At 72.7% G+C, this 25773-nt stretch carries 17 protein-coding genes; 15 read left to right on the top strand and 2 right to left on the bottom strand.

What is annotated here, in order from left to right; all coding sequences use genetic code 11:
• The first annotated feature begins 71 nt into the window (after positions 1-71).
• The 3 genes from mscL to pbpC all read left to right on the top strand — a co-directional run bounded on the left by mscL (position 72) and on the right by pbpC (position 7718).
• Positions 72-518 carry a large conductance mechanosensitive channel protein MscL gene (gene mscL, locus F563_RS0100365; RefSeq protein ID WP_019012644.1) on the top strand — a complete coding sequence of 149 codons (447 nt, stop codon included), beginning with the start codon at positions 72-74 and terminating at the stop codon, positions 516-518.
• An 89-nt stretch (positions 519-607) separates the two neighbouring features.
• Positions 608-5743 carry an alpha-2-macroglobulin family protein gene (locus F563_RS0100360; protein ID WP_019012643.1) on the top strand — a complete coding sequence of 1712 codons (5136 nt, stop codon included), beginning with the start codon at positions 608-610 and terminating at the stop codon, positions 5741-5743.
• Position 5744: 1 nt separating this feature from the next.
• Complete coding sequence (pbpC, locus tag F563_RS0100355; RefSeq protein ID WP_019012642.1) at positions 5745-7718, top strand: penicillin-binding protein 1C; 1974 nt, start codon at positions 5745-5747, stop codon at positions 7716-7718.
• Here the strand turns inward: pbpC and F563_RS0100350 are convergent.
• Positions 7710-9641 (bottom strand): TRAP transporter permease, encoded by a 1932-nt coding sequence (locus F563_RS0100350; RefSeq protein ID WP_019012641.1) that lies wholly within the window; start codon positions 9639-9641, stop codon positions 7710-7712. The two genes, pbpC and F563_RS0100350, sit on opposite strands and share 9 nt — an antisense overlap.
• Positions 9642-9651: 10 nt before the next feature.
• Positions 9652-10806, bottom strand: a complete 1155-nt coding sequence (locus tag F563_RS0100345) for a TAXI family TRAP transporter solute-binding subunit (RefSeq protein WP_019012640.1) — start codon at positions 10804-10806, stop codon at positions 9652-9654.
• A gap of 249 nt (positions 10807-11055) precedes the next feature.
• Between F563_RS0100345 and F563_RS0100340 the strand changes: the two genes are divergently transcribed.
• The 12 genes from F563_RS0100340 to F563_RS0100285 all read left to right on the top strand — a co-directional run bounded on the left by F563_RS0100340 (position 11056) and on the right by F563_RS0100285 (position 25745).
• The gene (locus F563_RS0100340; protein ID WP_019012639.1) at positions 11056-12510 is read left to right on the top strand and encodes a TrkH family potassium uptake protein; all 1455 of its coding nucleotides are present in this window, start codon (positions 11056-11058) and stop codon (positions 12508-12510) included.
• A 4-nt stretch (positions 12511-12514) separates the two neighbouring features.
• Positions 12515-13174, top strand: coding sequence for a potassium channel family protein (locus tag F563_RS21020; protein ID WP_019012638.1), 660 nt, complete (start codon positions 12515-12517; stop codon positions 13172-13174).
• Positions 13175-13337: 163 nt separating this feature from the next.
• The gene (locus F563_RS0100330) at positions 13338-15332 is read left to right on the top strand and encodes a type VI secretion system Vgr family protein (protein ID WP_019012637.1); all 1995 of its coding nucleotides are present in this window, start codon (positions 13338-13340) and stop codon (positions 15330-15332) included.
• Positions 15333-15342: 10 nt separating this feature from the next.
• Positions 15343-15951 (top strand): DUF6931 family protein, encoded by a 609-nt coding sequence (locus F563_RS0100325; protein ID WP_019012636.1) that lies wholly within the window; start codon positions 15343-15345, stop codon positions 15949-15951.
• Between the two features lie 10 nt (positions 15952-15961).
• A complete protein-coding gene (locus F563_RS0100320) occupies positions 15962-16255 on the top strand; it encodes a PAAR domain-containing protein (RefSeq protein ID WP_019012635.1) in 294 nt (97 codons plus the stop codon).
• Between the two features lie 7 nt (positions 16256-16262).
• Positions 16263-17696 carry a type VI secretion system-associated FHA domain protein TagH gene (gene tagH / locus F563_RS0100315; protein ID WP_019012634.1) on the top strand — a complete coding sequence of 478 codons (1434 nt, stop codon included), beginning with the start codon at positions 16263-16265 and terminating at the stop codon, positions 17694-17696.
• 11 nt (positions 17697-17707) lie between these two features.
• On the top strand, positions 17708-18181 hold the full coding sequence (gene tssJ / locus F563_RS0100310; RefSeq protein ID WP_019012633.1) for a type VI secretion system lipoprotein TssJ: 474 nt from the start codon (positions 17708-17710) through the stop codon (positions 18179-18181).
• A 42-nt stretch (positions 18182-18223) separates the two neighbouring features.
• Positions 18224-19558, top strand: coding sequence for a type VI secretion system baseplate subunit TssK (gene tssK / locus F563_RS0100305; RefSeq protein WP_019012632.1), 1335 nt, complete (start codon positions 18224-18226; stop codon positions 19556-19558).
• Between the two features lie 10 nt (positions 19559-19568).
• On the top strand, positions 19569-20942 hold the full coding sequence (tssL, locus tag F563_RS0100300) for a type VI secretion system protein TssL, long form (protein ID WP_019012631.1): 1374 nt from the start codon (positions 19569-19571) through the stop codon (positions 20940-20942).
• Positions 20939-24451 carry a type VI secretion system membrane subunit TssM gene (tssM, locus tag F563_RS0100295; protein WP_019012630.1) on the top strand — a complete coding sequence of 1171 codons (3513 nt, stop codon included), beginning with the start codon at positions 20939-20941 and terminating at the stop codon, positions 24449-24451. Before tssL ends, tssM begins: the two co-directional genes overlap by 4 nt.
• Positions 24433-25020, top strand: coding sequence for a type VI secretion system-associated protein TagF (gene tagF / locus F563_RS0100290; protein WP_084596335.1), 588 nt, complete (start codon positions 24433-24435; stop codon positions 25018-25020). The genes tssM and tagF overlap by 19 nt, the downstream gene beginning before the upstream one ends.
• Positions 25017-25745, top strand: a complete 729-nt coding sequence (locus F563_RS0100285) for a PP2C family protein-serine/threonine phosphatase (RefSeq protein WP_019012628.1) — start codon at positions 25017-25019, stop codon at positions 25743-25745. Before tagF ends, F563_RS0100285 begins: the two co-directional genes overlap by 4 nt.
• Positions 25746-25773: the final 28 nt, after the last annotated feature.

Genomic DNA, 25773 nt, shown 5'->3' with positions numbered 1-25773 from the left:
GCGCAACGGTTGGACGGCGCGCTTAATTCGCCGGGGCGTCGCAGCGACGGCGCCTGAACGGGAGAGCTCACATGACGCCTTCGCTGCCCCAACAGCCGGCCTGGGTGAAGGAGTTCAAGGCCTTCATCATGCGCGGCAATGTCATCGATCTTGCCGTGGGCATCATCATCGGTGCGGCCTTCACCGCGATCGTGGGCAGCCTGGTGAAGGATATCTTCAACCCGGTGCTCGGCCTGCTGATGGGCGGAATCGACTTCTCGAACGTGTTCATCGTGCTGTCGGGCGAGCGCATGCCGACGCTGGAGGCGACGCGCGAGAGCGGGGCGGCCGTGCTCGCGATCGGCACCTTCATCAATGCGATCATCAACTTCGTCATCGTCGGCTTCGCGATCTTCTGGCTGATCAAGGTGCTCTCCCGCTTCAAGGCGAAGGAGGCGGAGGCCGCCCCCCCCGCGCCGCCGAAGAGCGAGGTGCTGCTCGAGGAGATCCGCGACCTCTTGAAGTCGCGCGCGCCCTGACCGCGTGACCCATGCCCGGGCGTCGTGGTGGACGGCGCCGGGGTACTCCTGCGATCCTGCCCGCCCGGCAACGCTCAAGGCGGCGGACCATGACGCGCATCGGTCGTCTTCTCGCAACCCTGCTCCTCGCGCTGGGGCTGGGCGGTCAGGCCCTCGCCTTCGAAGTGCCCGGACTGGGCGCGGACTCTGATGCCTATGCCCGCACGCTCGCCGCGCGTGCGCCCTCGACCGCCGAGGCGCGCGCGGAGGCCGACCGGCGGGCGGACGCCGCCATCCGCGCCGGCAACTGGGCCGAGGCCGTCTCCGCGCTTGAGGCGCGCATCCGCCTCGGCTCGGTCGAGGAACGGCACTGGCTGGCGCTGGCCGAGGCCTGGCAGCGCCGTACCCCGCCCGATGGCAACCGCGCGCTCCAGGCCGCCTGGCAGGCCTTCATGATGGTGCCGGGCGGCGCCCCGGAGATCCCCTCGATCCTGCGCATCGCCGACATCTTCCAGCATGTGCTCGACCGTCCGGCCCAGGCGATCGAGGCCTTGCAGGCGGTGATCGAGCGCGACCCGGCGAACCCGGTCTACCGCCAGCGCCTTGCCGAGCTTCGCCGCAGCGTCGGGCTCGCGGTACGCCGCGTCGTCACCGAACCCGAGAGCGATCCGCCGCGCGCCTGCGTCGAGTTCGCGGGGGCCCTCTCGCCGCGACGCGACATTGCCTGGGCCGACTGGGTGCGCGTCGAACCGGCCACGCGCACGGCCGTTACCGCCGAGGGTAACCGGCTCTGTGTCGCGGGCCTCGGCCACGGCCGGCGCTGGGATGTCATGCTGCGCGAGGGGTTGCCCGGCGCGGACGGCGCGACGCTGCGCAGCGCGACCACCCTCGCGGTGGCGATGCCCGATCGCGCACCGCGCGTGGTGCTGCAATCCGGCGCCTTCGTGCTGCCCAAGGGCGACGCGCCGAGGCTCTCGGTCGGCACGGTCAATCTTTCGGCGGTCGCGGTGAAGCTCTATCGCGTGGGCGAGCGGGGCGTCGCCGGCCAGATCGGCGAGACCGGCCGCGCCTTCCGCTCGCTCTCGCAATGGTCGGCGCAGAGCCTCGCCGAGGGCGGCGGGCGGCTGATCTGGGAGGGCACGCTGACGGTGGGGCCATGGGAGCGCAATGTGCTCGCGCGCACGCTGCTTGATCTCGCGCCGATGCTCGCCGGCGCCGCGCCCGGGTTGTTCGCGCTGACCGCTGCGCCGGGCGACGGCACGCCGTTCCCCTCCTGGGGCGAGGTGGCGACGCAGTGGTTCGTGCTGACCGATATCGGACTCACCGTGCTGCGTGGCGCCGACGGTCTGACCGTGCTCGCGCGCGCGCTGTCCGATGCACGGCCGCTCGCCGATCTGCGCATCGCCGTGGTGGCGCGCGACAACGAGGAACTTGCGGTGGTGCAGACCGACGCCGATGGCGTCGCGCGCATCGCGGCCCCCGTGCTGCGCGGCACGGGCGGGGCCGCGCCGCGTCACGTCACGGCCCGTGGCGCCGACGGCGATCTGGCGTTCCTCGACCTCGACTCCGCCTCCTTCGATCTCTCCGATCGGGGTGTCGAGGGGCGTGCGCATCCCGGCCCGCTCGATGCCTGGCTCTGGACCGAGCGTGGCATCTATCGCCCCGGCGAGACGGTGAACCTGCTCGTGCTGCTGCGCGATGCCTCGGGCGATGCGGCGTCCGTGCCGCTCACGCTGCGGTTGCGCCGCCCCAACGGCACGATCGCGACGGAGATGGTGCCGCAGCCCGATCCGGCCGGTGGTCGCACCTGGGCGATCGCGCTTTCGGCCGGCGCGCCGCAGGGCACCTGGACGGTCGAGGCGCTCGCCGATCCGCGCGCCGCGCCGATCGGCCGCGCGTCCTTCGAGGTCGCCGATTTCGTCCCCGAGCGTCTCGCGGTCGACATCGGCACCGCACCGGGTCCGCTCGTGCCCGCGACACCGCTCGCGCTGGCGGTGACCGCGCGCTTCCTCTACGGCCCGCCGGCGGCAGGATTGCCCGCGCGCGGTGAGATCACGATCTCACCCGATCCACAGCCGTTTCCCCAGCTTGCCGAGTGGCGCTTCGGTCTGATCGAGGACACGCCCGATACGATCCGCGAGGACCTCGCGCTGCCCGACACCGACGCGCAGGGCCGTACCACCGCGACGCTGATGCTGCCGCGCGCGCCGGACACCACGCGGCCCTTGCGCGCGACCGTCGCGATCGAGGTCTCCGAGCCGGGCGGGCGGCCCACGCGTGCCCGCGCCACCGTACCCGTGCGTGCCCAGCCGCGCCTGATCGGCATCCGCCCGCTGTTCGCGCGCGGCGCGGTCGAGGCCGGCAGCGACGCCGAATTCGAGGTCGCGGCCTTCGATGCCGAGGGCAACCGCATCGCCGCGCCACGCCTGCACATGCGCCTGGTGCGCGAGCGGCCTGACTGGCGCATGGTGATCCGCGAGCGGCTCGCGCGCTACGAACTGGTCTGGCGCGACGAGCCGGTGGAGGCGCGCGACCTTGCCGCCACCGCGGCCGAGCCGCTGCGTGTGGCACGGCGGCTGGACTGGGGACGCTACCGGATCGAGGTCTCCGACGGCGACAGCCTGGCGGCGACCTCGGTGCGCTTCCGTGTCGGCTTCGTGCCGACCGCCGGGCTCGGCGACACGCCCGACATGCTGGACGTCGCCGCCGACAAGCCCGCCTATGGGCGGGGGGAGACGGCCCGGGTGCGCATCGAGGCGCCCTATGCCGGGCTCGCGACCGTGATGGTGCTGACCGACCGCGTGCACGCGGTGCGGACGCTGCGCGTGCCGGAGGGCGCGAGCACGGTCGAGATCCCGACGGACGCGGCCTGGGGTCCCGGCGCCTATGCCGCGGTGACGCTGCTGCGCGGCCGCGCCGAGGCGGGGGCGAACCCCGTGCGCGCGATCGGCCTGGTCTGGCTCGGGCTCGATCCCGCGCCGCGCACGGTCCCCGTCGCCGTGCAGGCGCCGGACCTGATGCGCCCGCGCGCGCCGGCCGAGGTGACGGTGCGCGCGGCCCCCGGTGCGCAGGTGCTGCTTGCCGCGGTGGACGAAGGCATCCTGCGGCTCACCGGCCATGCCTCGCCCGACCCTGCCGGCTGGCTCACCGGCAAGCGGCGGCTCGGCATCGACATCCGCGACGACTACGGCCGGCTGATCGCGCCGGCCGAGGGCAGCGCGGGCGTGCTGCGCCAGGGCGGCGACGACGCGGATGCGGGCGCGGCCCTGCCCGCGATCCCGTTCGTGATTGCGAGCACGGTGCTCGGACCGGTCGCGGCCGGCCCGGACGGCACGGCGCGGTTCACGCTGGATGTGCCGGACGTCAACACCGCGCTCCGCCTGATGGCGGTGGCGTGGGATGCCGCGCGCACGGGAGCTGCGTCGATCTCAGTGCCGGTGCGCGACCGGCTCGTTGCCGAACCCGCCCTGCCGCGCTTCCTCGCCCCCGGCGACGAGGCGCGCATGGCGGTCTCGCTGCACAATGTCGAGCTGCCCGCGGGCGAGATGCGCGTGGCCGTCACGGCCGATGGGCCGCTTGCGATCGACGGCGGGCCGCAGGCGCTGACGCTGGCGCGGGATGCGCGCGGGCGCGTGCTGTTCGGCCTGCGCGGCACGGGCGTCGGTGTGGGCGCCGTGACGCTGCGCGCCGAGGGGCCGGACGGGTTCAGTGCCACGCGCGTGTTCCCGATGACCGTGCGCCCGGCGCGCCCGCCGGTGACCACGCTCAGCCGGCGCGAGCTGCCGGCGGGTCAGACGCTGACAGTCGGGCGCGATGCGCTCGCGCCGTTCATTCCGGGCACGGGGCGCGTCACCGTCACGGTGAACACCGGCTCGCCGGTCGATCTCGCGGCGCTGTCGCGCACGCTCGACCTCTGGCCCTATGCCTGCCTCGAACAGACGGTGAGCAAGGGCTTCCCGCTCGTCTTCCTCGACGACGAGGTGCTGATCGGCACGGACCGGCGCGCGCGCCTGCAGGCGCTCGTCGGCCAGGTGCTCGACAAGCAGCGCTTCGACGGCGCGTTCGGGCTGTGGAGTGCGAACGATCAGGCCGAGCCCTGGCTCTCGGCCTATGCGGTCGAGTTCCTGCTGCGGGCCCGCGCGGCCGGTGCCGCCGTGCCCGACGCGCCGCTCGAGGACGCGCTGCGCTATCTCGCGGGCCTGACCGACGATCCCGCGCGCGAGCCCTGGGACCGCGCCGCGCAGGCCTATGCGCTCAACGTGCTGGCGATGGGCGGCAGGCCGCGCCCGGGGGCGGCGCGCGTGATGGCCGACCAGGGCGTCGAGCGTCTGCCGACGGGGATTGCGCGCGCGCAGCTCGGTGCGGCGCTGATCCGCATGGGCGAACGGGGGAGGGGCGAGGCGCTGCTGCGCGACGCCACTGGCGATCCCGCGCGCGACTGGTGGTGGCAGGACTACGGTACCACGCTGCGCGATGCGGCGGCGATGATCATGCTGGTGAAGGAAGCGGGCGTGCTCGCCGACCGAATCCCCGCGCTGATCGATCGTCTGCCGGCGGATCAGATCGAGCCCGGGCGCACCTCGACGCAGGAACAGGCCTGGCTGGTCGCGGCGGGTGCGATGCTCGGCCGCGACGGCCAGCCGGCAGCGCTCGCGGTCGATGGGCAGGAGCGCGCCCCCGCCGTGCTGACGACCCTCGCGCGCGACGCAGGTGGGTTGCCGGTGGCGCTGCGCAACCTGGGACGGGCGGCGATCTGGCCGTCGGTCGCCGCGACCGGCATCACGACCCAGGCGCCGGCCGCCGCGCGCGACGGGCTGACCGTGCGGCGCAACTTCCTCAACCGCGATGGCAGTCCGGTGAACCTCGACACGCTGCGCCAGAACGACGTGTTCATCCTGGTGATCGAGGGCCGCTCCGAGACCCGTGTGATGCACCAGGCGCTGCTGGTGCACGGCCTGCCCGCGGGGTGGGAGGCGGAGCCCGCGCGGCTCGGCCCGGGTGAGGTCGCGGCCTTCCCGTTCCTCGGCGAGCTCACGCGCCCGCGCGCGCTCGCGCTGCGCGACGACCGGCTGGTGGCGCAGATCGACCTCTCGCCGGACGAGCCCGCGTTCAAGCTCGCCTTCCTGATCCGCGCGGTGACGCCGGGCCGGTTCGAACTGCCCGGCGCGGTGCTGACCGACATGTACAAGCCGCGCTTCTTTGCACGGCAGAACACCGGGCGGATCGCGGTGGCGCCGGCCGACTGACATGCGCCGCGCGGCACTTGCGGTCGCGTTGCTCCTGGCAGGCGCGGTCGCGCTCGACCGCGCCTTCCCGCCCGACCTTTCGCGTGCGCGCGACCTCTCCGCGGAGGTGACCGATCGCGACGGCGTGACGCTGTCGGTGTTTCCCGCCGCGGGCGGGGTATGGCGGCTGCGCACGACCGTCGAGGACGTGCCGCCGGCCTTTGTTGCGATGCTGCTCGTGCGCGAGGATGCGCGGTTCCGCTGGCATCCCGGCGTCGATCCCTTGGCGCTCGCACGCGCGACCGCGCAGGCGGCGTGGCATGGCCGCGTCGTCTCGGGCGGCAGCACGATGACCATGCAGGTCGCGCGTCTGCTGGAACCACGGCCGCGCACGGCCTTGTCGAAGGCGATCGAGATCGCACGCGCCGTTCAGCTGGAGGTGCGCTACTCCAAGGACGAGATCCTCGGGCTGTGGCTGACGCTGGCGCCGTTCGGCGGCAATCTGGAGGGTGTGCGCGCGGCGTCGCTGGCGCTGTTCGGCCGGCCGCCCATGGGGCTCGATCCGGCCGAGCTCGCGCTGCTGGTTGCTCTGCCGCAGCGGCCCTCGGCGCTCCGGCCCGACCGCTTCCCCGAGCGCGCGGCGGCGGCGCGGAATCGCGTGCTGGAGATCGCACGCGATGCCGGTGTGCTGTCCCCGCGCGAGGTCGCGGATGCGCAGGCGACGCCGGTCCGTGCTGCGCGTCACGAGATGCCGCGGCTCGCGTGGCACCTTGCCGTGCGCGAGGCCGGGGATGCGCGTGTCGCCACGACGATCGAGGCGCCGCTGCAGGCCGCGCTGGAACGGCTCGGCGCGGAGATGGCGGCCTCGCTCGACGAGCGCGCCAATCTCGCCGTGGTCGTGCTGCGCAACGCAGATCGCACCGTGGCAGCGCATCTCGGCGCGGTGCCGGGAGAGGCGCGCGCGGGCACGCTCGATCTGACCCGCGCCGTGCGTTCGCCGGGATCGGCCTTCAAGCCGTTCCTCTACGCCCTCGCCTTCGATGCGGGCGCGATCCGGCCGGAGACCCGCATCGCGGACCTGCCGCGCCGCTTCGACGGCTATGCACCGGAGAACTTCGACCGCGGCTTCACCGGCGAGGTCACGGCGGCGGAGGCGCTGCGCCTGTCGCTCAACCTGCCGGCGGTCGCGGTCGCGGACGCGTTCGGCCCGCTCGCCTTCGTCGCGGCGCTGGAACGGGCAGGAGCGCCGCCACGGCTGCCGCCCGCCGATGCGGGACCCGGGCTGCCGGTGGCGCTCGGCGGGTTCGGCGCGACGCTGACGGAGGCGACCGCGCTCGCCGCAGCGCTGGCGGAGGACGGCACCGTGGCCGCACCGGTCTGGCGCGCGGGTGACACGGCGGAGCGGCGGCGCTTCGTCTCGCGCGAGACGGCGGGCGCGGTGCGCGCGATCCTGGCCGCGAGCACGCCGCCCCCGGGAATGCCGCCGCAGCTTCATCCGCCGCGCATCGCCTGGAAGACCGGCACCTCCTGGGGCCATCGCGATGCCTGGGCGCTCGGCGTCTCGGCCACGCACACGGTGGGCGTGTGGGTCGGGCGGCCGGACGGCACACCGCTGCCGGGCCAGACCGGGCGCGCGACGGCGACCCCGTTGATGCTGCGCGTCTTCGCGCTGCTGCCCGACCCGGGGACGCTGCCCGATGCCCCGCCGCTGCCGCCGGCGCCCGCGCTCGCGCGGCTCGGCGAGCCGCGCGCGGATCGGCTGCGGCTGGTGTTCCCGCCGCAGGGCGCGTCGCTCGCCGACGGTGCCGCGGTCACGCTGCGCGCGGCGGGTGGGCAGCGGCCGCTGACCTGGCTGGTGGACGGCGCGCCGATCGCCTCGCCACGCCATCGCCGCGACACGGCGTGGCAACCGGAGGGGCCCGGCTTCTATCGCGTCACCGTGATCGATGCCGAGGGCGCGTCCGTGGCGGCCGAGGTGCGCGTCCGCTCACCCTGAGCGGGTCGCGGGCCGCGCGAGCGTCGCGGCGACCACACCGGCAGCGACGATGCCGAGGCCGATCAGATCGGTGGTGGGCTCGGGCGCGAGCATGAGCAGCGCACCCGCGCCGAGCACCACACGCGCCCAGGGTGGAAGCGCGCCGACGCGGTAGAGGTGCCCCTCGAAGGCTGAGGCGAGCACCAGGATCGCGACCGAGGCCGTCACGGTCGCGAGCAGGATCGTGCCCAGATCGCCGCGCAGGATCAGCGCCGGCTGAAGCACGAAGAACACCGGCAGCAGCAGGAGCAGGACGCCGATGCGCAGACTGGTCACCGCCGTCTGCATCGGGTTCGCCTTGGCGACGAAGGCGGCCGCGATCGCGGCGAGCGCCACGGGGGGCGTGATGAACGAGACCAGGCCCCAGTAGAGCACGTAGAGATGCGAGGCCATCGGATCGAGCCCGGCCGTGACGAGCGCGGGGGCCAGCACGATCGCGAGGAAGATGTAGCAGGCCGAGGCCGTCATCCCCATCCCGAGGATGAAGCTGGTCGCCGCACCAAAGAACAGCAGCAAGGCGATGTTGCCGCCCGCGTACTGCACGAGTTCGCGTGAGAACGAGTTCGCTACCCCGGTCACCGACATTCCGCCGATGATCAGCCCGATCCCGGCGATCAGCGACACGAGCCGCGCGACCGCCTCGCCGGACTCGACCACGAGGCGCACGAAGGCGCGCAGCCCGAAGCCCGTGGCGCGCCGGCGGAGCAGGGCGACCCCAAGCAGGAACAGCGACACCCAGAACGGCGCCTGCGCCTCGATCCGGTACACGATCAGCAGCACCGTCAGGCCGACGATCGCGGCGAGGTAGTACCAGCCGCCCGCGAGCGTGGGCCAGAGGGGCGGGATCTCCTCGCGCGGCACGCCGTGCAGGTGGTTCCGTGCGGCGAACAGGTCGGTCTGAAGGAACAGCGCGAGGTAGTAGAGGGCCGAGGGCAGGGCGGCCGCCAGCACCACCTCGGCATAAGGCACGTTCAGGAAGCTCGCCATGATGAACGCCGCGGCACCCATGACGGGCGGCATCAAGGCGCCGCCGGTGGAGGCGCAGGCCTCGACCGCGCCGGCGTAGTGGGGCGGATAGCCGCAGCGCTTCATGGTCGGGATGGTCAGCGTGCCGGTGGTCAGCACGTTCGAGGTCGGGCTGCCCGAGAGCATGCCGAACAGCGCCGAGGACACGACCGCGACCTTGGCCGGACCGCCACGGCTCGCCCCCATCAGCGCCAGCGCGAAGTTCATGAAGAAGGATGCGCCCCCGGTCGCGGACAGGACCACCCCGAACACCAGGAAGCCGATCAGCATGTCGGCGACCACCTGCATCGGGATGCCGATCACGCTCTCGGTGCCGAACACGTGCTCCTGGATCGTGCCTGGCAGGTCGAGCTGCACGCCCCAGAGGAAGCCGGGCATCGCATCCGCGAACAGCGGATAGGCGCCGAACACCAGACACACGAAGAACAGGATGGTCTCGCCGGTGCGGCGCACCCCCTCCAGCACGATCGCGGTGAAGGCGCCGGCCAGGACGGTCGGCCAGAACGGCGCCGCAGCGTTCCAGCCGCGCAACTGGATGGTCAGCGCCGAAGCCGCGAGCCAGATCCCGAGCCCGACCAGTGCCGCGGCGAGCACCCAGTCGAACCAGGGCACCCGATGCGCCTGCCGGCGGGTGGCCGGGACGGCGAGCAGGGCGATCGCGCCGAACAGCCCGATGACCAGGTAGTGGAACGCCGTGCTGATCGGGCGGAAGCCGAACAGGCCCAGGTTGAACACCTGGTTCACCGCGAGCGCGAGGCCCGCCGCCGACAGCACGAACGCGGCGGCGAAGGCCACACCGTGCAGGCGCGACGGCGGCTCCTCGGGTGCCCCGGCCGGTTTCGCGCCGGGGCCGGTCACGGCATGGGCCTCAGCTCAGCGCCGCCAGCGCGGCCGCCCGGCGCTCGCCCCACGCGGCGGCAAGGTCATCGCCGGAGAGATTGCGGCCGCGCGCGTCGGGCAGGAACTCGGCCCAGGCCTTCTGCAACGCCCGGTGGCGCTTCAGCATCGTGTCCTGCCAGGACTGGTGTTCGGCGGTCCACTGCCCGACCTCGCGCAGATAGCGCACCGCATCGTCGTGGAACGCCGCGTCCATCGGCGGCGTGCCGGCGAGCGCCATCTCCCAGCGCGGCATGATCGGGTTGACGCCCTTGTAGAGGTCGAAGGTCTCGGCGAGCGCCTTCATCAGCGCATAGACCTCCTCGCCGGGCGCGTCCGCGGGCACCGTGATCATCGGGTAGCGGTAGCCCATCAGCCAGGCCGGGTTCGCCTCGGAGAGCCCGGCGCCGATCGGCTCCTGGAACGGCTCGACGAAGGGCACGGCCCGCTTGGCCGCCGCCCAGCCCTCGGCGTTGTTCGGATCGAGCTGCACCCAGGAGATCCCGCGCGGCGAGGCTTCGAGTTCGCGGAGCGCCGCGGCGGCCGGAGCGGCGCCGGCGCAGTCGGCGCGCCCTTCGATCAGCGCGCGCAGGCTCGCGCCATAGGAGGGCACCTGCACGAGCTGCACGTCGTTCCAGGTGAGGCCCGCGAAGGCGAGGATCGGCTCGACCTTGATGTTCACCGAGGAGTTCGCCGGCGCATAGGCCATGCGCTTGCCCTTGAGGTCCGCGGGCTTGGTGATGCCGCTCTCCTTCGTTGCGACCACCGAGAACGAGTTCTTGCGGCCGGCGAGGGTGCGGAAATCCTGCGGCCCCCAGTCGAGGGCGGCGTATTCGTAGATCCCCTCCATCGCGAAATAGAGCTCGTTGGCGAGCCAGCCATGGCTCACGCGCTTCTGCTTCAGCGGCAGGATGCGCCCGATCGAGGTGCCGGAGGGCTGCAGCCGCACGCGCGTGCCGAAGGCGCGGCCGAACGCGTCCGCGATCGCCGAGGCCTCGACATAGCCGGTCGAGCCGACGTCGTAGACCGACCAGACCATGGTGCCGGGCAGGCCAGGGATCGTGCGTGTCTGGGCGATCGCCGGGCGTGCGAGCAGCCCCGCGCCGAGCCCGCCCGCGAGCGCCAATGTGCCGCGACGTGTCAGCATTCCAGTCCTCCCTTCGCTCCTTGTCGCGGGCGATGCGGCGCCCGTCCGTTGCGGCAGTCGGACACAGACCGGCGGCTCGCGTCAATCGGCGTGCACGGCGCGGGACACGTGCTAGGGTCCGGGCCTGACCCGCAGCCTGCCCGAATCCTCCGCACTCTGCCGCACGTGTCCTCCGTCACGATCCTTGCCCTCGCCGGCCGGGCGAACCGCTCTCCGGCACGCCGCGACACCGCACCGGGCGGGTGAGCCTTGGCCTCGACCGCCACCCTGTCGTTCGCCGTCCGTCCGCGCGTGCTCGCACGGCTGACCGGGCGGGTCGCGCTGCTGCTGACGGGAATCAACGCCCCGCTGGTGCTCGTGTCGTTGGTCGATCAGGAGTGGGAAGGGGCGGCGGCGCATGCCGGCGTGCTGGCAGCGCTGCTCGGACTGTGGACGCTGCTCTCGCGCGGCAAGCCGGCGGCGGTGCCGCAGGCCAACGAGGCGATGGTGCTCTCGGCGCTCGCCTTCGCGCTGGGCTCGGCGGCGCTGGCGCTGCCCTGGTGGGCCGAGGGCGTGCCCTTCATCGACGCGCTGTTCGAAGGCGTCTCGGCGGTCACCACCACCGGGCTTTCGACGCTCGACAGCGTGGAGAACAAGCCGTGGTCGTTCCTCTTCGCGCGCGCCTGGGGGCAGTGGTCGGGCGGGCTGATGATCGTGCTGCTCGCGCTGTTCCTGACGCTGGAGCGCGGCGCGGTGGCCGGACGGTGGCTGTCCTACCAGCTCACCGCCGAGGAGGTGATGCTCGGCTCGCGCGCCTGGATGCGCACGATGACGATCGTCTACGGCTCGCTGTCGCTGGCCGGGATCGGGCTCTATCTCGCCGCCGGGCTCGATCCATGGAACGCGCTGCTGCACGGCCTGACGACGGTGTGCGGCGGCGGGTTCTCGACCGCCGATGCGAGCCTCGGCGGTGTGGGCGGCCGGGTGGTGCAGGCGGTCGGCATGCTGGGCGGCGCGCTCGGCGCGATCTCGTTCCTGATCTGGCCGCAGCTGCGCAAGGGGCGCTGGCGCGAGGTGCTGGGCGCGCCGGAACTGCGTGCCTTCGCAAGTCTCTGCATCGCCGGCGCAGCGGTGCTGTTCGGCACCATGACGCTGCTCTCGGGCCTGCCCTGGCGCGAGGCCGCGTGGGATGCCGCGCTGATGTCGGTGTCCTGCCAGGCGACCACAGGGTTCTCGACCCTGGATCTGGGCGCGCTCGATCCTGCCTCGAAGCTGGTCATGACGGTACAGATGCTGCTCGGCGGCGACACGGCCTCGACCGCGGGCGGGATCAAGATGTTCCGGCTCATCGCCATGCTGCGGCTGATCCGGAGCGCGATCGCGCGCACGGCGCTCGCGCAGCATGCCGTGATTCCGACGCGTGCGGGCGAGGCCGACCTCATCCGCGGCACCGCGACCGTGGTGACGCTGTTCGCGGTGATGCTGACGCTGAGCTGGGGCGTCTTCCTGGCCGCCGGGGCCAGCCCGGTCGATGCGCTCTATGACTGCGCCTCCGCGCTTTCGACCTGCGGCGCCTCGGCCGGGGTGGCCTCGCATGCGCTCGATTGGCGGTTGAAGCTGGTGCTGACCATGACGATGCTGGTGGGCCGGCTCGAAATCGTTGCCTTCCTGGTGCTGGCCTATCCGCGCACCTGGATCGGCCGGCGTCAGGATGAGGGGAGATGATGCGATGCGGGTGGTGATCGTCGGCGCGTCCAACCTGGCGGTGGCGACCGCCGAGTCGCTGACGCAGCGCGGCCATGAGGTGGTGATCGTCGAGCGCGACCGGGCCCGGATCGACGAGCTCGGCGAGCGGCTGGACGCCGCCTTCGTCGCCGGCGACGGCATCCGCCCCTCGATCCTGAAGGAGACCGCGCCGGATGAGTGCGAGGCGCTGCTCGCGCTCACCAACGGCGACCAGGACAACATCCTGGCCGCGCTGGTCGGCCGCTCGGTCGGGTTCCAGCGCGTGCTGCCCAAGGTCTCGGACCCGGAACTGGAGAATGTCGCGATCGAGGTCGGGCTGAGCGAGCTGCTCGTGCCCGAGCGGACCATGGCGCAGGCGATCGCGGACCGGGTCGAGGGCGGGGCAGGAACAGGTGCGGAACAGATGATTCCGGCCGGGTTCCGGCTGTTCACCTTCATCGCCACCATGGAGGACGCCGAGCGCGAGGTGCTGAAGGACCTGCCGCGCGGGGTGAAGCCGCTCGCGATCTTCCGTGGCGACGGCTTCGTCCTGCCCTCGGAGACCGACCAGGTGCACGCCGGCGACCGCGTGCTGCTGATTCTGCCGGCGGACCGTTACGACGACATGCTCGCCAAGCGCGCCAAGGCCAAGCGCCGCGGCTGATGGCCGCCATGCGCCGCGACGCATCTCATCGTGTGAGAGTTGGCGACAATCCCGCGGCCCGTGGTCGTTTCCACGACCGGGCCGCGCGCCGGCGACGGGTTTGCGTGACCGCGAGCCGGCGACTGGGTATAGTTTCGGCGATGGACCGCCGTTCGAGCACATCATGGCCACGCTGAGCCAGGAGGACCGGCTCCTCAAGATTGCGTCGCCGCTCGGGCCCGACGCGCTGATCCTGCAGGGCCTGCGCGGCGAGGAGGGGATCGGCAGGCTGTTCCGGTTCCGCCTCGATCTGGCGGCGAACGATCCGGCGATCGCGGCGAACGACATCCTCGGCAAGGCGGTCACCTGCACGATCTCGCCGAGGGAGAGCGCGGCACGGCACATCCATGGCTATGTCGTGCGCTTCGGGCCGGGCGAGGCGACCAGCCGCGACTACAGCCAATACGTCGCCGAGATCGTGCCGTGGTTCTGGTTCCTGACCCACACCAAGGACTGCCGGGTGTTCCAGAACAAGACCACGAAGGACATTCTGGAGACGCTGTTCAGCGATGCGGGCTTCTCGGCCTACGAGTGGAAGCTGGAGGGCGATCCGCCCGAGCGGGAATACGTCATCCAGTACAACGAGACCGACTTCGATTTCGCCTGCCGGCTGATGGAGGAGGACGGTCTGTTCTGGTATTTCACCCACACCGACAGCGCGCATACGCTGGTGATCGGCAACAGCAACAACGCCTTCCCCGAGGCCGACGGGCCGAAGCTCGTCTCGGCGCTGGCGGCCTCCGGTGTCGCGACCCACAGCGGCACCACCGTCGAGGAGGTGTGGGTGCCCGGCAAGGTCGCGACGGCGGATTACGAGTTCCGCGCCCCGCAGAACGTGCTTGCGGCCGAGGCCAACTCGGTGCTGGGCCGGCCGCTCGCAGACAAGTTCGAGGTGTTCGACTGGCCCGGCCGCTTCGCCACCACCGGCAAGGGCGACAGCGCGGCCTCGGCCTCGGACGGCGATCCGGTCAAGACCCGCATGATCGAGGCGATCGAGGCGCAGTCCTCGCGCACCAGCTTCTCGAGCCCCTCCGCCTGGCTCGCGCCCGGCCATCGCATCACCATCGGCACCTATGCCGACGATGCCTCCGCCGACAAGGCGCTCGTCGTCGAGACGCAGAGCCACCAGGCGGTGGACGAGACGCATCTGAATGCGCGCTCGGTGCCGTCCTATGGCTGTTCCGTGGTGTGCTTCCCCGCCGATCTCACCTATCGCCCGGCGATCCGCTCGACGCCGCCCGCGATGCCGGGGCTGATGTCGGCGGTGGTGGTCGGGCCGTCGGGCGAGGAGATCTTCGTCGACGAGTTCGGCCGGGTGAAGGTGCAGTTCCACTGGGACCGGCTCGGGGCGAAGGACGAGAACAGCTCGTGCTGGTGCCGCCTCGCCCAGGCCTGGGCCGGCGAGGGGTGGGGGATGTTCCACTTCCCGCGCATCGGCACGGAGGTGCTGGTCGGCTTCCTCGACGGCGATCCGAACCAGCCCGTCATCATCGGCGCGCTGCACAACGGCCAGAAGACCGTGCCGATCCCGCTGCCGGACGAGAAGACCAAGACCGGCTTCATCACCCGCTCCTCCACCGGCGGCGGCAGCTCCGACTTCAACGCGTTCTGGTTCGACGACAAGGCCGGCAGCGAGAAGGTCTATTTCCAGGCGCAGAAGGACTACGAGCGGCTGGTCAAGAACAACGAGACCGTCCACGTGCAGGCGAACCGCAGCTTCAAGGTGGACGGCAAGCAGGAGCACATCACCAAGGGCAATTACGAGTTCAAGGTTACCCAGGGCGACCACAAGGTCACCATCGACCAGGGCAATCGCCTCGTCCAGGTGAAGATGGGCAACTACAGCACCAAGGTGGACATGGGGAACATGGACACCAAGGTCGGCATGGGCAACTACGACGTGAACGTGCCGCTGGGCAAGATCGCGATGGAGGCGATGCAGGAGATCACGCTCAAGGTTGGCGGCTCGAGCGTGAAGATCGACCAGATGGGGGTGACGATCAAAGGCATGATGGTGAAGATCGAGGGCACCGTCATGCTCGAGGCGAAGGGCCTGATGACCAAGGTCGGCGGGGACGCCATGCTGATGGTCAAGGGCGGCATCGTCATGATCAACTGAGAGAGGGGCGATGAGCACGCAGGACACTGCCTCGCCTCAGCGCCCGCCGGTCAAGCTGAAGGCGGCCGACATGAAGACGGTGCTGGAGCGGGCCGAGCTCTCGCCAGACGCGCAGACGATCGCCGCCGGCTGCCCGGATGTGCCCGCGGCGATCGACGCGCTGACCCGCGCCGGGCTGGTGACCGATGCCGCGCGCGTGGTGGCGCATGCCCTGCCGAAGCGCGAGGCGGTCTGGTGGGCCTGCATGTGCGCGCGCGCGACCGAGCCGGCCCCGCCGCCCGCGGATGCCGAGGCGTTGACCGCGGCCGAGAGCTGGGTGCGCAAGCCCGAGGAGCCGAACCGCCGCCAGGCGATGGCGAAGGCGGAAGCCGCGGGCTTCCGCACCCCCGAGGCCTGGGCCGCGATCGGCGCCTTCTGGTCCGGCGGCTCGATGGCGCCCGAGGGCCAGCCCGTGGTGCCGCCGGGCGATCACCTGACCGGGCTCGCGGTCGCCGGTGCCGTCTCCCTCGCGGCGGTGCGCAAGCACCCCGAGAAGGCGGACGCGACGCTGCGCGCCTTCCTGGCCAGCGCGCTCGACATCGCCGGCGGCGGCGCCGGGCGGATCGCGCCGATGGTCTGAGGCACCCGCGATGTTTCCTGCCGCCCGCGTCACCGACATGCATGTCTGCCCGATGTTCACCGGGCCGGTCCCGCATGTCGGCGGGCCGATCCTGCCGCCCGGGGCGCCGACCGTGCTGATCATGAACCTGCCGGCCGCACGGGTGACGGACATGTGCACCTGCGTCGGCCCGCCCGATGCGATCCTGATGGGCAGCACGACCGTGCTGATCATGAACCTGCCGGCCGCGCGCCTGACCAGCCAGTGCCTGCATGGTGGGGTCGTCGTCGGCCCCGGCGCGCCGACCGTGCTGATCGGCGGATGATTTGACGATGGATCTCGTGCTTTCGATCGTGCGCTGCCCCGACGCGGCCGTGCCGGAGACCCGGAGCTTCGGCGGCGGCGAGGTGGTGATCGGCCGCGGCGAGGATTGCGGCTGGAAGCTCGCCGATCCGGATCATCACCTCTCGCGCCGCCATTGCAGCGTGGCCTATCGCGCCGGCGCCTGGCACGTGACCGATCTCTCCACCAACGGCACGCATGTGAACCGCTCGCCGACGCCGATCGGCAAGGGCAACGAGGTGGCGTTGCGGGACGGCGACCGCCTCACCCTCGGCGAATACGAGATCGAGGTGCGCCTGCGCGACATCCCCGCCGCGGCACCGCTGGGCGGGATCGGTGGTCCGGGCGAGGACCCCTTCGCCCCCTTCACGACCGAGCCGCCCGCCGGGCCGGGGCCGGTGAACCTCGGCGGGCCGCTGATCCCCGACGATTTCAGCCTGGATGCGCCGGGGCCGCAGGAGGCCGAGCCCTGGCACGGCGGCAGCCGGTCGGACCATACGCCCACGACGTCCGACTACTACGCGCCGCCCAAGGTGTCGGTGCCGGTGATCCCGGACGATTTCGATCTCGACCTGCCGGGAGGCAAGACCCCGCCGGGACCACCCGCGGCTCCGCCGGCGGGCAAGCTGCCGGATGCCTGGGACCTCGACGAGCCGCTCACGCCCCCCGCGACCGCCCCGCCCCCGGCCGCAGCCGCCAACCCTGCGCCGCCCGAAGCCTGGGATCTCGACGCGCCGCCTGCGGCGCGGCCCGCCCCGCCTCCGGTGGCGCCGGCGCCGCCACCCGTCGCTCCGGCCCCGTCCCCCCCGCCAGCCACGCGCGCCCCCGAGCCTGTGCCCGGGCCCGGCGACGCCGCGCTGTTCAAGGCCTTCCTCGACGGCATGGGACTGTCCGGCATCGAACCCGGCGGGCCCGATCCGGTGACGCTGATGCGGGGGCTCGGCGCCGCGTTCCGCGCCTTCGTCGAGGGGCTGCGCGAGGTGCTGATCACGCGCGCGACCATCAAGAGCGAGTTCCGCATCGAGCAGACCATCATCGCCGCGCGCGGCAACAACCCGCTGAAGTTCAGCCCCACACCCGAGGATGCGCTGGTGGCGATGCTCGGCCGCAGCCGCGCCTTCATGGCGCCCGACGCGGCGGTGAAGGACGCGCTCGACGACATCAAGCGCCACGAGCTCGCCACCATGGAGGCGATGCAGGCGGCGGTGCGCGCGCTGCTCTCGCGGCTCGACCCGGCGGCGATCCGCAGCGAGGCGGAGCAGGGCGGGGGGCTGTCGCTCCTGCCGGCGCAGAAGCGCGCGCGCGCCTTCGAGCTCTACGAGCAGCGCTTCGCCGCCGCACTCGCCGATCTCGACGACAGTTCCGACGGCGCCTTCGCGCGCGCCTTCGCCAAGGCCTACGAGGCCGCCTCGGGCAAGCGTTAGGGAGGACAAGCGTGACCGACAGACCCCGATTCCTGACCGGACGGCGCCTGCTGCTGGCCTCGCTCGGCGCGGGGCTGGTGGCAGGCGCGGGCCAGCCGCCGCCGCCGGTGGTCGATCTCACCGTGCAGGTCGGGCCGAACGTCAATCCCGGCGTGGACGGCCGCCCGCTGCCCGTGGCGGTGAAGCTCTACCTGCTGACGGCCGCGGGCAAGTTCCAGGCGGCGGACGTGTTCGCGCTGATCGAGCGCGAGGCCGCCACCCTCGGCGCGGAGCTGATCGCGTCCGAGCAGATCGTGTTCGAGCCCGGCCAGACGCGCCAGATCACCCGCGAGGCCGACGGCCGCACCCGCTTCCTCGGCGCTGCCGTGCTGTTCCGCGACATCGACCGGGCGCAGTGGAAATCGATCCAGCCCGTCGCCTCGACCGGGGTCACCCGGCTGCGCCTAACCGCCGACCGTCTGGAGAGCGCGCTTAACCCCGCCTAGCGAACCGATGTAGCCTGCACCACCCCAGGTGGAAGGGACGGAATGTTCTGGCAGAACAAGGTGGTCTGGCGCGAGGGGATGTTCCTGCGCGCGCAGCACTTCCAGCAGCAGGACCGCTTCGTCGAGGCGCTCGTGCGATCGGCGACGGCCTCGCTCACGCCGTTCCCCTGGGGGGTTGTCACGCTCACGATCGACCGCGAGCTGCTCGGCACCGGGCGGTTCGCCCTCGCCGCCGCGTCCGGCGTGCTGGAGGACGGCACCCCCTTCGCCATCCCCGACGAGACGGCGCATCCGCCGCCGATCGAGCCGGGCGAGAATGTGCGCAACTGCCTCGTCTATCTCGCCGCCCCCACGCGCCAGGCCGGCGCGATCGAGGTCGCGGCCGACGGGCCCGAGGCGAAGGCGGCGCGCTTCGCGCCCTCCGCCTACGAGGCGTTCGACACGCACTCGGCCTCGGCCTCCGCCGCCGAGGTGCAGGTCGGGCGGCTGCGTCTCAGTTACCTGCTCGAGACCCAGGACCGCGGCGGCTTCGTCGGCCTGCCGGTGGCGCGCATCCTGGAAGTGCTGCCCGACCGCAAGATCGTCCTGGACGAGCGCTGGATCGCGCCCGCGCTGGTGTGCAGCGCGGTCGCGCCGCTGATGGGGTTCATCAACGAACTGACCGGCATGCTGCGCCAGCGCGCCGAGGCGATCGCCGCACGGCTCGGCCAGCCGGGCGCGCGCGGCGTGGCCGAGATCACCGACTTCCTGCTGCTCCAGACCATCAACCGCGTCGAGCCGCTGCTCGCGCACTGGTCCGCGGCCGGCGCCGTGCACCCCGAGACGCTCTACCGCGCGCTCGCCTCGCTTGCCGGCGAGCTTGCCACCTTCACCGAGGCGACGCGCCGCCCGCCGGCCTATCCCGCCTATCGCCACGAGGACCTCCAGCGCAGCTTCGCCCCCGTGATCGCCGATCTGCGCAAGAGCCTCTCGGCGGTGGTGGAGACGACCGCGGTCGCGATCCCGTTGCAGGAGCGGCGCTTCGGCGTGCGCGTCGGGCCGATCGTCGATCGGAACATTCTCAAGGCCTCGCAGTTCGTGCTCTCGGTGCAGGCCGACATGCCGGCCGAGCAGCTCCGCCGCGTCTTCCCCAACACGGTGAAGATCGGCGCGGTCGAGCAGATCCGCGAGCTCGTCAATGTCGCGCTGCCGGGCATCGCCGTGCGGCCGTTGCCCGTGGCACCGCGGCAGATCCCGTTCTACGCCGGCGCGGTCTATTTCGAACTCGATCGCGGCAGCCCGCACTGGCAGCAGATGCAGACCTCGGGCGGGTTCGCGATCCATGTCTCGGGCGACTACCCCAACCTGAAGCTCGAGCTCTGGGCGATCCGGGGCTGAGGAGCGCCAGATGTCACAGGACAACCCCTTCGCCGAACCAGGCGACGACGACCGGACGGTGATCCGTCCCGCGCCGGGCGGGCGCGCCCGCGTCGAGCAGCGCCAGGCCGCCGCGCCGGTCGAGCCCTCGCCGCTGCCGCCGCTCGCGACCCCGCCCGCCGCGGGTGGCGCGGAGGCGATCCCGCGCACCGGCATCAACCCGCTCGCCGCGGCCGCCGCGCCGCTGCTCGATCTCGTCGGCCGGCTGCGCAACACCGTGCGTCCGCCCGAGGCGGGCGATCTGCGCGAGCGCGCGATCGCGGCCCTGCGCCAGTTCGAGGCGGATGCGCGCGCCGCCGGCGTGCCGGCCGAGCAGATCCGTGCCGGCCACTACGTGCTCTGCGCCACGCTCGACGACGTGGTGCTGAACACGCCCTGGGGCAGCCAGAGCCCCTGGGCCACCGCCAGCCTGATCGCGACCTTCCATCGCGAGACCGGCTCGGGCGAGCGCTTCTTCGCCTTGCTGGAGCACCTGCAGAAGGAGCCCGGGCGGCACAAGGAGGTGCTGGAGCTGATGCATCTCTGCCTCAGCCTCGGCTTCCAGGGCCGCTATAGGCTGAGCCCGCGCGGACCGGCCGAGCATGAGCGGGTGCGCGAGAGCCTCTACGCGGTGGTGATGGCGCACCGCCAGCCGCCGCCCCGCGACCTGTCGCCGCGCTGGCGCGGGCTGGAAGCGGCGTGGCGGCCGCCCGGTCGCGCCGTGCCGCTCTGGGTGATCGGCGCGCTCGCCGCGGCGGTGCTCGGCGGGCTCTACGCCTTCTTCGCGTTCTCGCTGAACAGCCGCTCCGATGCGGTGTTCGCCTCCGTGCTCCAGGTGCCGCCGCTGACCCAGCCGGCGCTCGCCCGCGTCGCGCCGCCGCCCCCGCCGCCGCCTCCGCCGCCGCCGCAGGCCGGGCCGGACCAGCCGACGCGCATCGCGACCTTCCTGGCCCCCGAGATCCGCGAGGGGCTGGTGGCCGTGCTCGCCTCGCCGCAGGTCATCGTCATCCGCATCAAGGCCTCGGGCATGTTCGCCTCGGCCCAGGCCGATGTGACGCCGCGCTTCGTGCCGATCCTGGAACGCATCGGCACCGCGCTGAAGGAGGAGCCGGGCGACGTGCTGGTGGTCGGACATTCCGACTCCATCCCGATCCGCACCGTGCGCTTCCCGTCCAACTACCACCTCTCGACCGCGCGCGCGGAATCGGCCCGCGCGGTGATCGCGCGCACGATCGGCGATCCCAACCGGCTGCGCTCCGAGGGCAGGGCGGATGCCGAGCCGATCGCCGACAACGCCACCCCCGAGGGGCGCGAGCAGAACCGGCGCATCGAGCTGATCATGCCGCGCATGGAGCGTCCGCTGTGAAGCCGCCCGCGGGACTCGCGGCGCTCGCGGGCAAGCTCTGGCTGCGCGCGGGGGTCAGCCTGATCGGCGTCGGGCTGATCGCGACGCTGATCTGGTGGTTCGGGCCGCTGCTGGCGATCGGCGGCGTCGCGCCGCTCGAGAGCGAGATGGTGCGGCTCATCCTCATCGCGCTCTTGGTGCTGATCTGGGCGGTCTGGACCTTCCTCGCCTGGCGCAAGCGCAAGAAGGCCGAGGCCGCGCTGATCGAGGGGGCGGGCGCCGGCGATCCGACCGCGGAGGCGGTGTCGGACGAGGTCGCGGCGCTGAAGTCGAAGCTGAGCGAGGCGCTCACGCTGCTCTCTAAGGCGCGTGGCTCGGGCGCGCTCTACGAACTGCCCTGGTATGTGATCATCGGCCCGCCGGGCTCGGGCAAGACGACGGCGCTGATGAATGCCGGGCTCAACTTCCCGCTCGCCGACCGGATGGGCGGGGCGCGGCTCGCGGGCGTCGGCGGCACGCGGCTCTGCGACTGGTGGTTCACGGATCAGGCCGTGCTGATCGACACGGCCGGGCGCTACACCACGCAGGACAGCGACGCGGCGGTGGACAAGGCCGGCTGGCAGGCCTTCCTCGACCTGTTGCGCAAGAACCGCCCGAACAGCCCGCTGAACGGCGCGCTGGTGGCGATCAGCGTGGCCGATCTCGCGACCCTCTCGCGCGAGGAGCGGCTGGCGCATGCCCGCGCCGTGCGCGCGCGGCTGAAGGAGCTCGACGAGCGGCTCGGCGTGCGCCTGCCGGTCTATGTGCTGTTCACCAAGGCCGACCTCATCGCCGGCTTCACCGAGCATTTCGACGATCTCGACAAGGAGGGGCGGGATCAGGTCTGGGGCGAGACCTTCCCGCGCGACGCCAAGGGGGCCGAGCCGTTCCGCGCCGCCTTCGCGAGCCTGCTGGAGCGCATCAACGCGCGCATTCCCGTCCGCCTCCAGACCGAGCGCAGCCCCGACCGGCGCGCGGCGCTGGCGGCCTTTCCGGCGCAGCTCGCCTCGATGGAGGGGCCGGCATCCGAGTTCCTCGACGCCGCCTTCGGCGAGAGCCGTCTCGATCCCGCACCGTTCCTGCGCGGCGTGTATCTGACCTCGGGCACGCAGGAAGGCACACCGATCGACCGGCTGACCGGCGCGATGGCGCGGCTGTTCAACGTGCCGGTGGCGCGCGCCGCCGCCGCGCAGCCGGGGCAGGGGCGGAGCTACTTCCTCGGCCGGCTGCTGCGCGAGGTGGTGTTCGGCGAGTCCGGGCTCGTCTCGTCCAAGCCCGGCGCGCAGGCGCGCAAGCGCGCGATCTCGATCGGCGCCTGGGTGCTCGCGGGGCTTGCCGTGCTCGGCCTGGGCGGCGTGTGGTTCAACGCCTACCGCACCAACCAGGAGCAGGTGGCGCGGCTGGAGGCGGCCCAGCGCGACTTCGCGGAGGCCGCGCAGGGCGTGCAGTTGGATCCGGTGGCGGAGGCGGACCTGCTCGCGGTGCTGCCGCTGCTCGACCGCGCGCGCGCGCTGCCCTTCGGGCCCGACGACCAGGAGCGCGGCTCGGGCTTCGGGCTCGGCCAGGCGGACAAGCTCGCCGCCGCCTCGAACGCGGTCTATCGCCGCCAGCTCGACCGCGTGCTGCTGCCGCGCCTGCTCTGGCGGCTGGAATCGCAGATGCGCGGCGCGCTGAACCGCCCCGACTTCCTCTACGAAGCCACGCGTGTGTACCTGATGCTCGGTCAGCAGGGGCCGCTCGACCGCGCGCTGATCCGCGACTGGATGGCGCTCGACTGGCAGCAGGCCTTCCCGCAGCACGCGGACTCGCGCGCGCGGCTTGCGCGGCATCTCGATGCCATGCTGGCCGCGCCCATGCCCGCCTATCCGCTCGACGGGGCGCTGATCGACGAGGCGCGGCGGGTGTTCTCGCGCCTGCCGCTGGCGGGCCGCGCCTATTCGCGGCTCCGCCCGATCGCCGCCTCCGCCAACATTCCCGAGTTCTCGCCGGCGCAGGCCGCCGGTGCCGCTGGCGCGCGGGTGTTCACCCGCGCCTCGGGCAAGCCGCTGACCGAGGGCGTGCCCGGCGTGTTCACGGTCCAGGGTTTCCACCGCGCGGTGCTGCCCGCGCTGCCGCGGGTCGCGCGCGAGGTGGCCTCCGAGTCCTGGGTGCTTGGCCCCGGCAGCGAGGTCGCGCTCGACGAGGCCGCGCTCGCGCGGCTGCAACGCCAGATCCTCGACGAGTACTACTACCCGGCCTATGCGCAGGCGTGGCAGGAGCTGCTGAACGATCTCGCGATCGTGCCGTTCCGGGCGATGCCGCAGGCGATCGACACGCTGAACATCCTCTCGGCACCGCAATCGCCGATGCGCGATCTGTTGCGCGCGATCGCGCGCCAGCTCACGCTGTCGCAGGATCCCGATGCCGCGCCGGCGCAGCCGGGCGCCCAGCCCGGGGCGGCACCGACCACGGCGGCGCAGCGGCTCCAGGCGGTGTTCGGGGCGGCGGCACCGCCCGGGGAGGCGCCGAAGCCGATCGGTGCGGCGATCGACGAGCAGTTCGAGCCGCTGCGCAGCTATGTCGGCAGCGGCCCGGGCGCGCCGATCGACAACACGCTGCGCATCATGAACGAGCTCTACCAGCAGCTCGCCCGGCTCGCCGCCTCGCCTTCCGGCGCGCCGCCGCCGGCCGCGGGGCTCGACCCGGCGCAGCAGCTCCAGGGCGAGGCCGCGCGCGTGCCGCCGCCGGTGAACACCTGGCTGCGCGCGGTCGCGCAGTCGGGCACGGCGGTGCGGGCGGGTGGGGTGCAGCAGGCGGTGGCCGGCGCGCTCGCCGCCGGCGTCGCCCCGCTCTGCACCGCGGCCGTTACAAACCGCTTCCCGTTCGTGCGCGGCGCGCAGGCCGAGACGCCGATGGACGATTTCGCGCGGCTGTTCGCCCCGGGCGGGCTGATCGACGGGTTCTTCAACACCAATCTGCGCCCGTTCGTCGACATCGGCGCGCGGCCCTGGCGCCTGCAGCCCTCGGACGGCATCACCCTGCCGATCAGCCAGGGCAATCTGATGAACTTCTACCGCGCCTCGGTGATCCGCGACGTGTTCTTCGCCGGCGGACCGCAGCCGCAGATCCGGTTCGAGATCCAGCCCGTGTCGATGGACCAGGGCGCACGTCAGGCGCTGCTCGACCTCGACGGCGTGACGATCACCTACGCGCACGGGCCCTCGCGCCCGACCCAGGTGATGTGGCCCGGGCCGAACCGGATGACGAATGTCCGCCTGGTGCTCGATCCGCCGCCCGCGAACGGCGTGGGGACGATCAACGAGTCCGGCCCCTGGGCGCTGTTCCGCCTGTTCAGCCGCGCCGAGGTCGCACGCGGCCGGGTGCCCGAGGAGTTCTCGCTGACCTTCCGCGTTGGCGAGCGCAGCGTCACCTACGTCGTCCGCGCCGGCAGCGTGTTCAATCCGTTCGCGCTGCGCGAGCTCTCGGAGTTCCGGTGCCCGGCCCTGCAATAGCCGGGGCGGCCTCGCCCGCGGGGCTGTTCGGCAAGCTGCCGGAGCAGAGGGATTTCGTTCGCCGATTGCTGCCCGAGGGCTTCGTCGCCCCGTGGGACGCGTGGCTGCGCGCGGGGCTGGAGGAGAGCCGCGCACGGCTCGGCGTGGCGTGGCTCGCGGCATTCCTGGAGGCGCCGATCTGGCGCTTCGCGCTCGCCCCCGGGCTGTGCGGAACGCGCGGCGCGGCCGGCGTGCTCGCTCCGAGTGTCGATGCGGTCGGGCGGCACTTCCCGATCACGCTCGCGGCCTTGACCGACGCGCCACCCGATCCCTGCGCCTCGCCCTGGCACGACGCGCTGGAGGCGATCGCGATCGATGCGGTGACGGAGGGCTGGACCGCAGAGCGTCTCGCTGCCGCCCTGGCGCCTGCCGGCGCTCCGCCGGAGGGGGCTGCCATCAGCGGCAGCGTCTGGCAGACGCTCGGCGCGCCGCGCGTGCAGCCGCGGCGGCTGGAACTCGGCGGCCTGCCGGCGCCGGCCTTCTTCGCCGAGATGCTCGCCGACGCGGCGGGCGAGGCGGCGGCGTCATGAGCGCACCGGGGATCTGTCGCGGCTGGGGTGCGACGCACGCGGGAACGAAACGGCCCAGCAACCAGGACGCCTATCTGCTGCGCTCGGAGATCGGGCTGTGGGCGGTCGCCGACGGGGCGGGCGGGCATGGCGGCGGCGAGATCGCCTCGGCGCGCGTGGTGGAGGAATTGCGGCGGCTGCCGGTCGGCCTGTCCTCGGGCGAGCTTCTGGCGCGCACGCGCGACGCGCTGCTGACCGCCAATGCCGGCCTGCGCGACGAGGCGCGTGCGCGGGGACCGGGGGCGATGCTCGCGTCCACCGTGGTCGCGCTGCTCGTGCGCGGCGGGCATTTCGCCTGCCTCTGGGCCGGCGACAGCCGCTGCTATCTCTGGCGCAACGGCTACCTGACGCGGCTGACGCGCGACCACTCGATGGTGCAGGAGCTGGTGGATTCCGGGCAGCTCTCGGAGGAGCGCGCGGCGCACCACCCGCATGCCAATGTCGTCACGCGCGCGGTCGGCGCCGACGACGAACTCGCTCTCGACAAGGTCACCGGGCAGGTCGCGTCGGGCGATCTGTTCGTCCTGACCTCGGACGGTGTGGCGAAGGATCTCGGCGATGCGGCGATCGCGGCGGCCCTGATCGCCGGCGGGGAGGGGCAGGGGCTCGCGGATTCGCTGATCGCGCTGGCGATGGCCGCCGGCAGCACCGACAATGTCACGGCGGTGGTGGTGCGCTGCGCGTAAGCTGGGCGAGAAACGGAACGGGCCCGGC

It is taken from the genome of Elioraea tepidiphila DSM 17972, from assembly GCF_000378465.1.
Lineage (GTDB): Bacteria > Pseudomonadota > Alphaproteobacteria > Acetobacterales > Acetobacteraceae > Elioraea > Elioraea tepidiphila.
This window is presented reverse-complemented; position numbering and strand designations above follow the sequence as displayed.

Excerpts from the sequence above, each read along its gene's own strand:
- F563_RS0100325 (WP_019012636.1), top strand. The coding sequence starts at position 15,343 with ATGAGCACGCAGGACACTGCCTCGCCTCAGCGCCCGCCGGTCAAGCTG.
- tagH (WP_019012634.1), top strand. The coding sequence starts at position 16,263 with ATGGATCTCGTGCTTTCGATCGTGCGCTGCCCCGACGCGGCCGTGCCG.
- tssK (WP_019012632.1), top strand. The coding sequence starts at position 18,224 with ATGTTCTGGCAGAACAAGGTGGTCTGGCGCGAGGGGATGTTCCTGCGC.
- mscL (WP_019012644.1), top strand. The coding sequence starts at position 72 with ATGACGCCTTCGCTGCCCCAACAGCCGGCCTGGGTGAAGGAGTTCAAG.
- F563_RS0100285 (WP_019012628.1), top strand. The coding sequence starts at position 25,017 with ATGAGCGCACCGGGGATCTGTCGCGGCTGGGGTGCGACGCACGCGGGA.
- pbpC (WP_019012642.1), top strand. The coding sequence starts at position 5,745 with ATGCGCCGCGCGGCACTTGCGGTCGCGTTGCTCCTGGCAGGCGCGGTC.
- F563_RS0100330 (WP_019012637.1), top strand. The coding sequence starts at position 13,338 with ATGGCCACGCTGAGCCAGGAGGACCGGCTCCTCAAGATTGCGTCGCCG.
- F563_RS0100360 (WP_019012643.1), top strand. The coding sequence starts at position 608 with ATGACGCGCATCGGTCGTCTTCTCGCAACCCTGCTCCTCGCGCTGGGG.
- F563_RS0100320 (WP_019012635.1), top strand. The coding sequence starts at position 15,962 with ATGTTTCCTGCCGCCCGCGTCACCGACATGCATGTCTGCCCGATGTTC.
- tssL (WP_019012631.1), top strand. The coding sequence starts at position 19,569 with ATGTCACAGGACAACCCCTTCGCCGAACCAGGCGACGACGACCGGACG.
- F563_RS21020 (WP_019012638.1), top strand. The coding sequence starts at position 12,515 with ATGCGGGTGGTGATCGTCGGCGCGTCCAACCTGGCGGTGGCGACCGCC.
- F563_RS0100345 (WP_019012640.1), bottom strand. The coding sequence starts at position 10,806 with ATGCTGACACGTCGCGGCACATTGGCGCTCGCGGGCGGGCTCGGCGCG.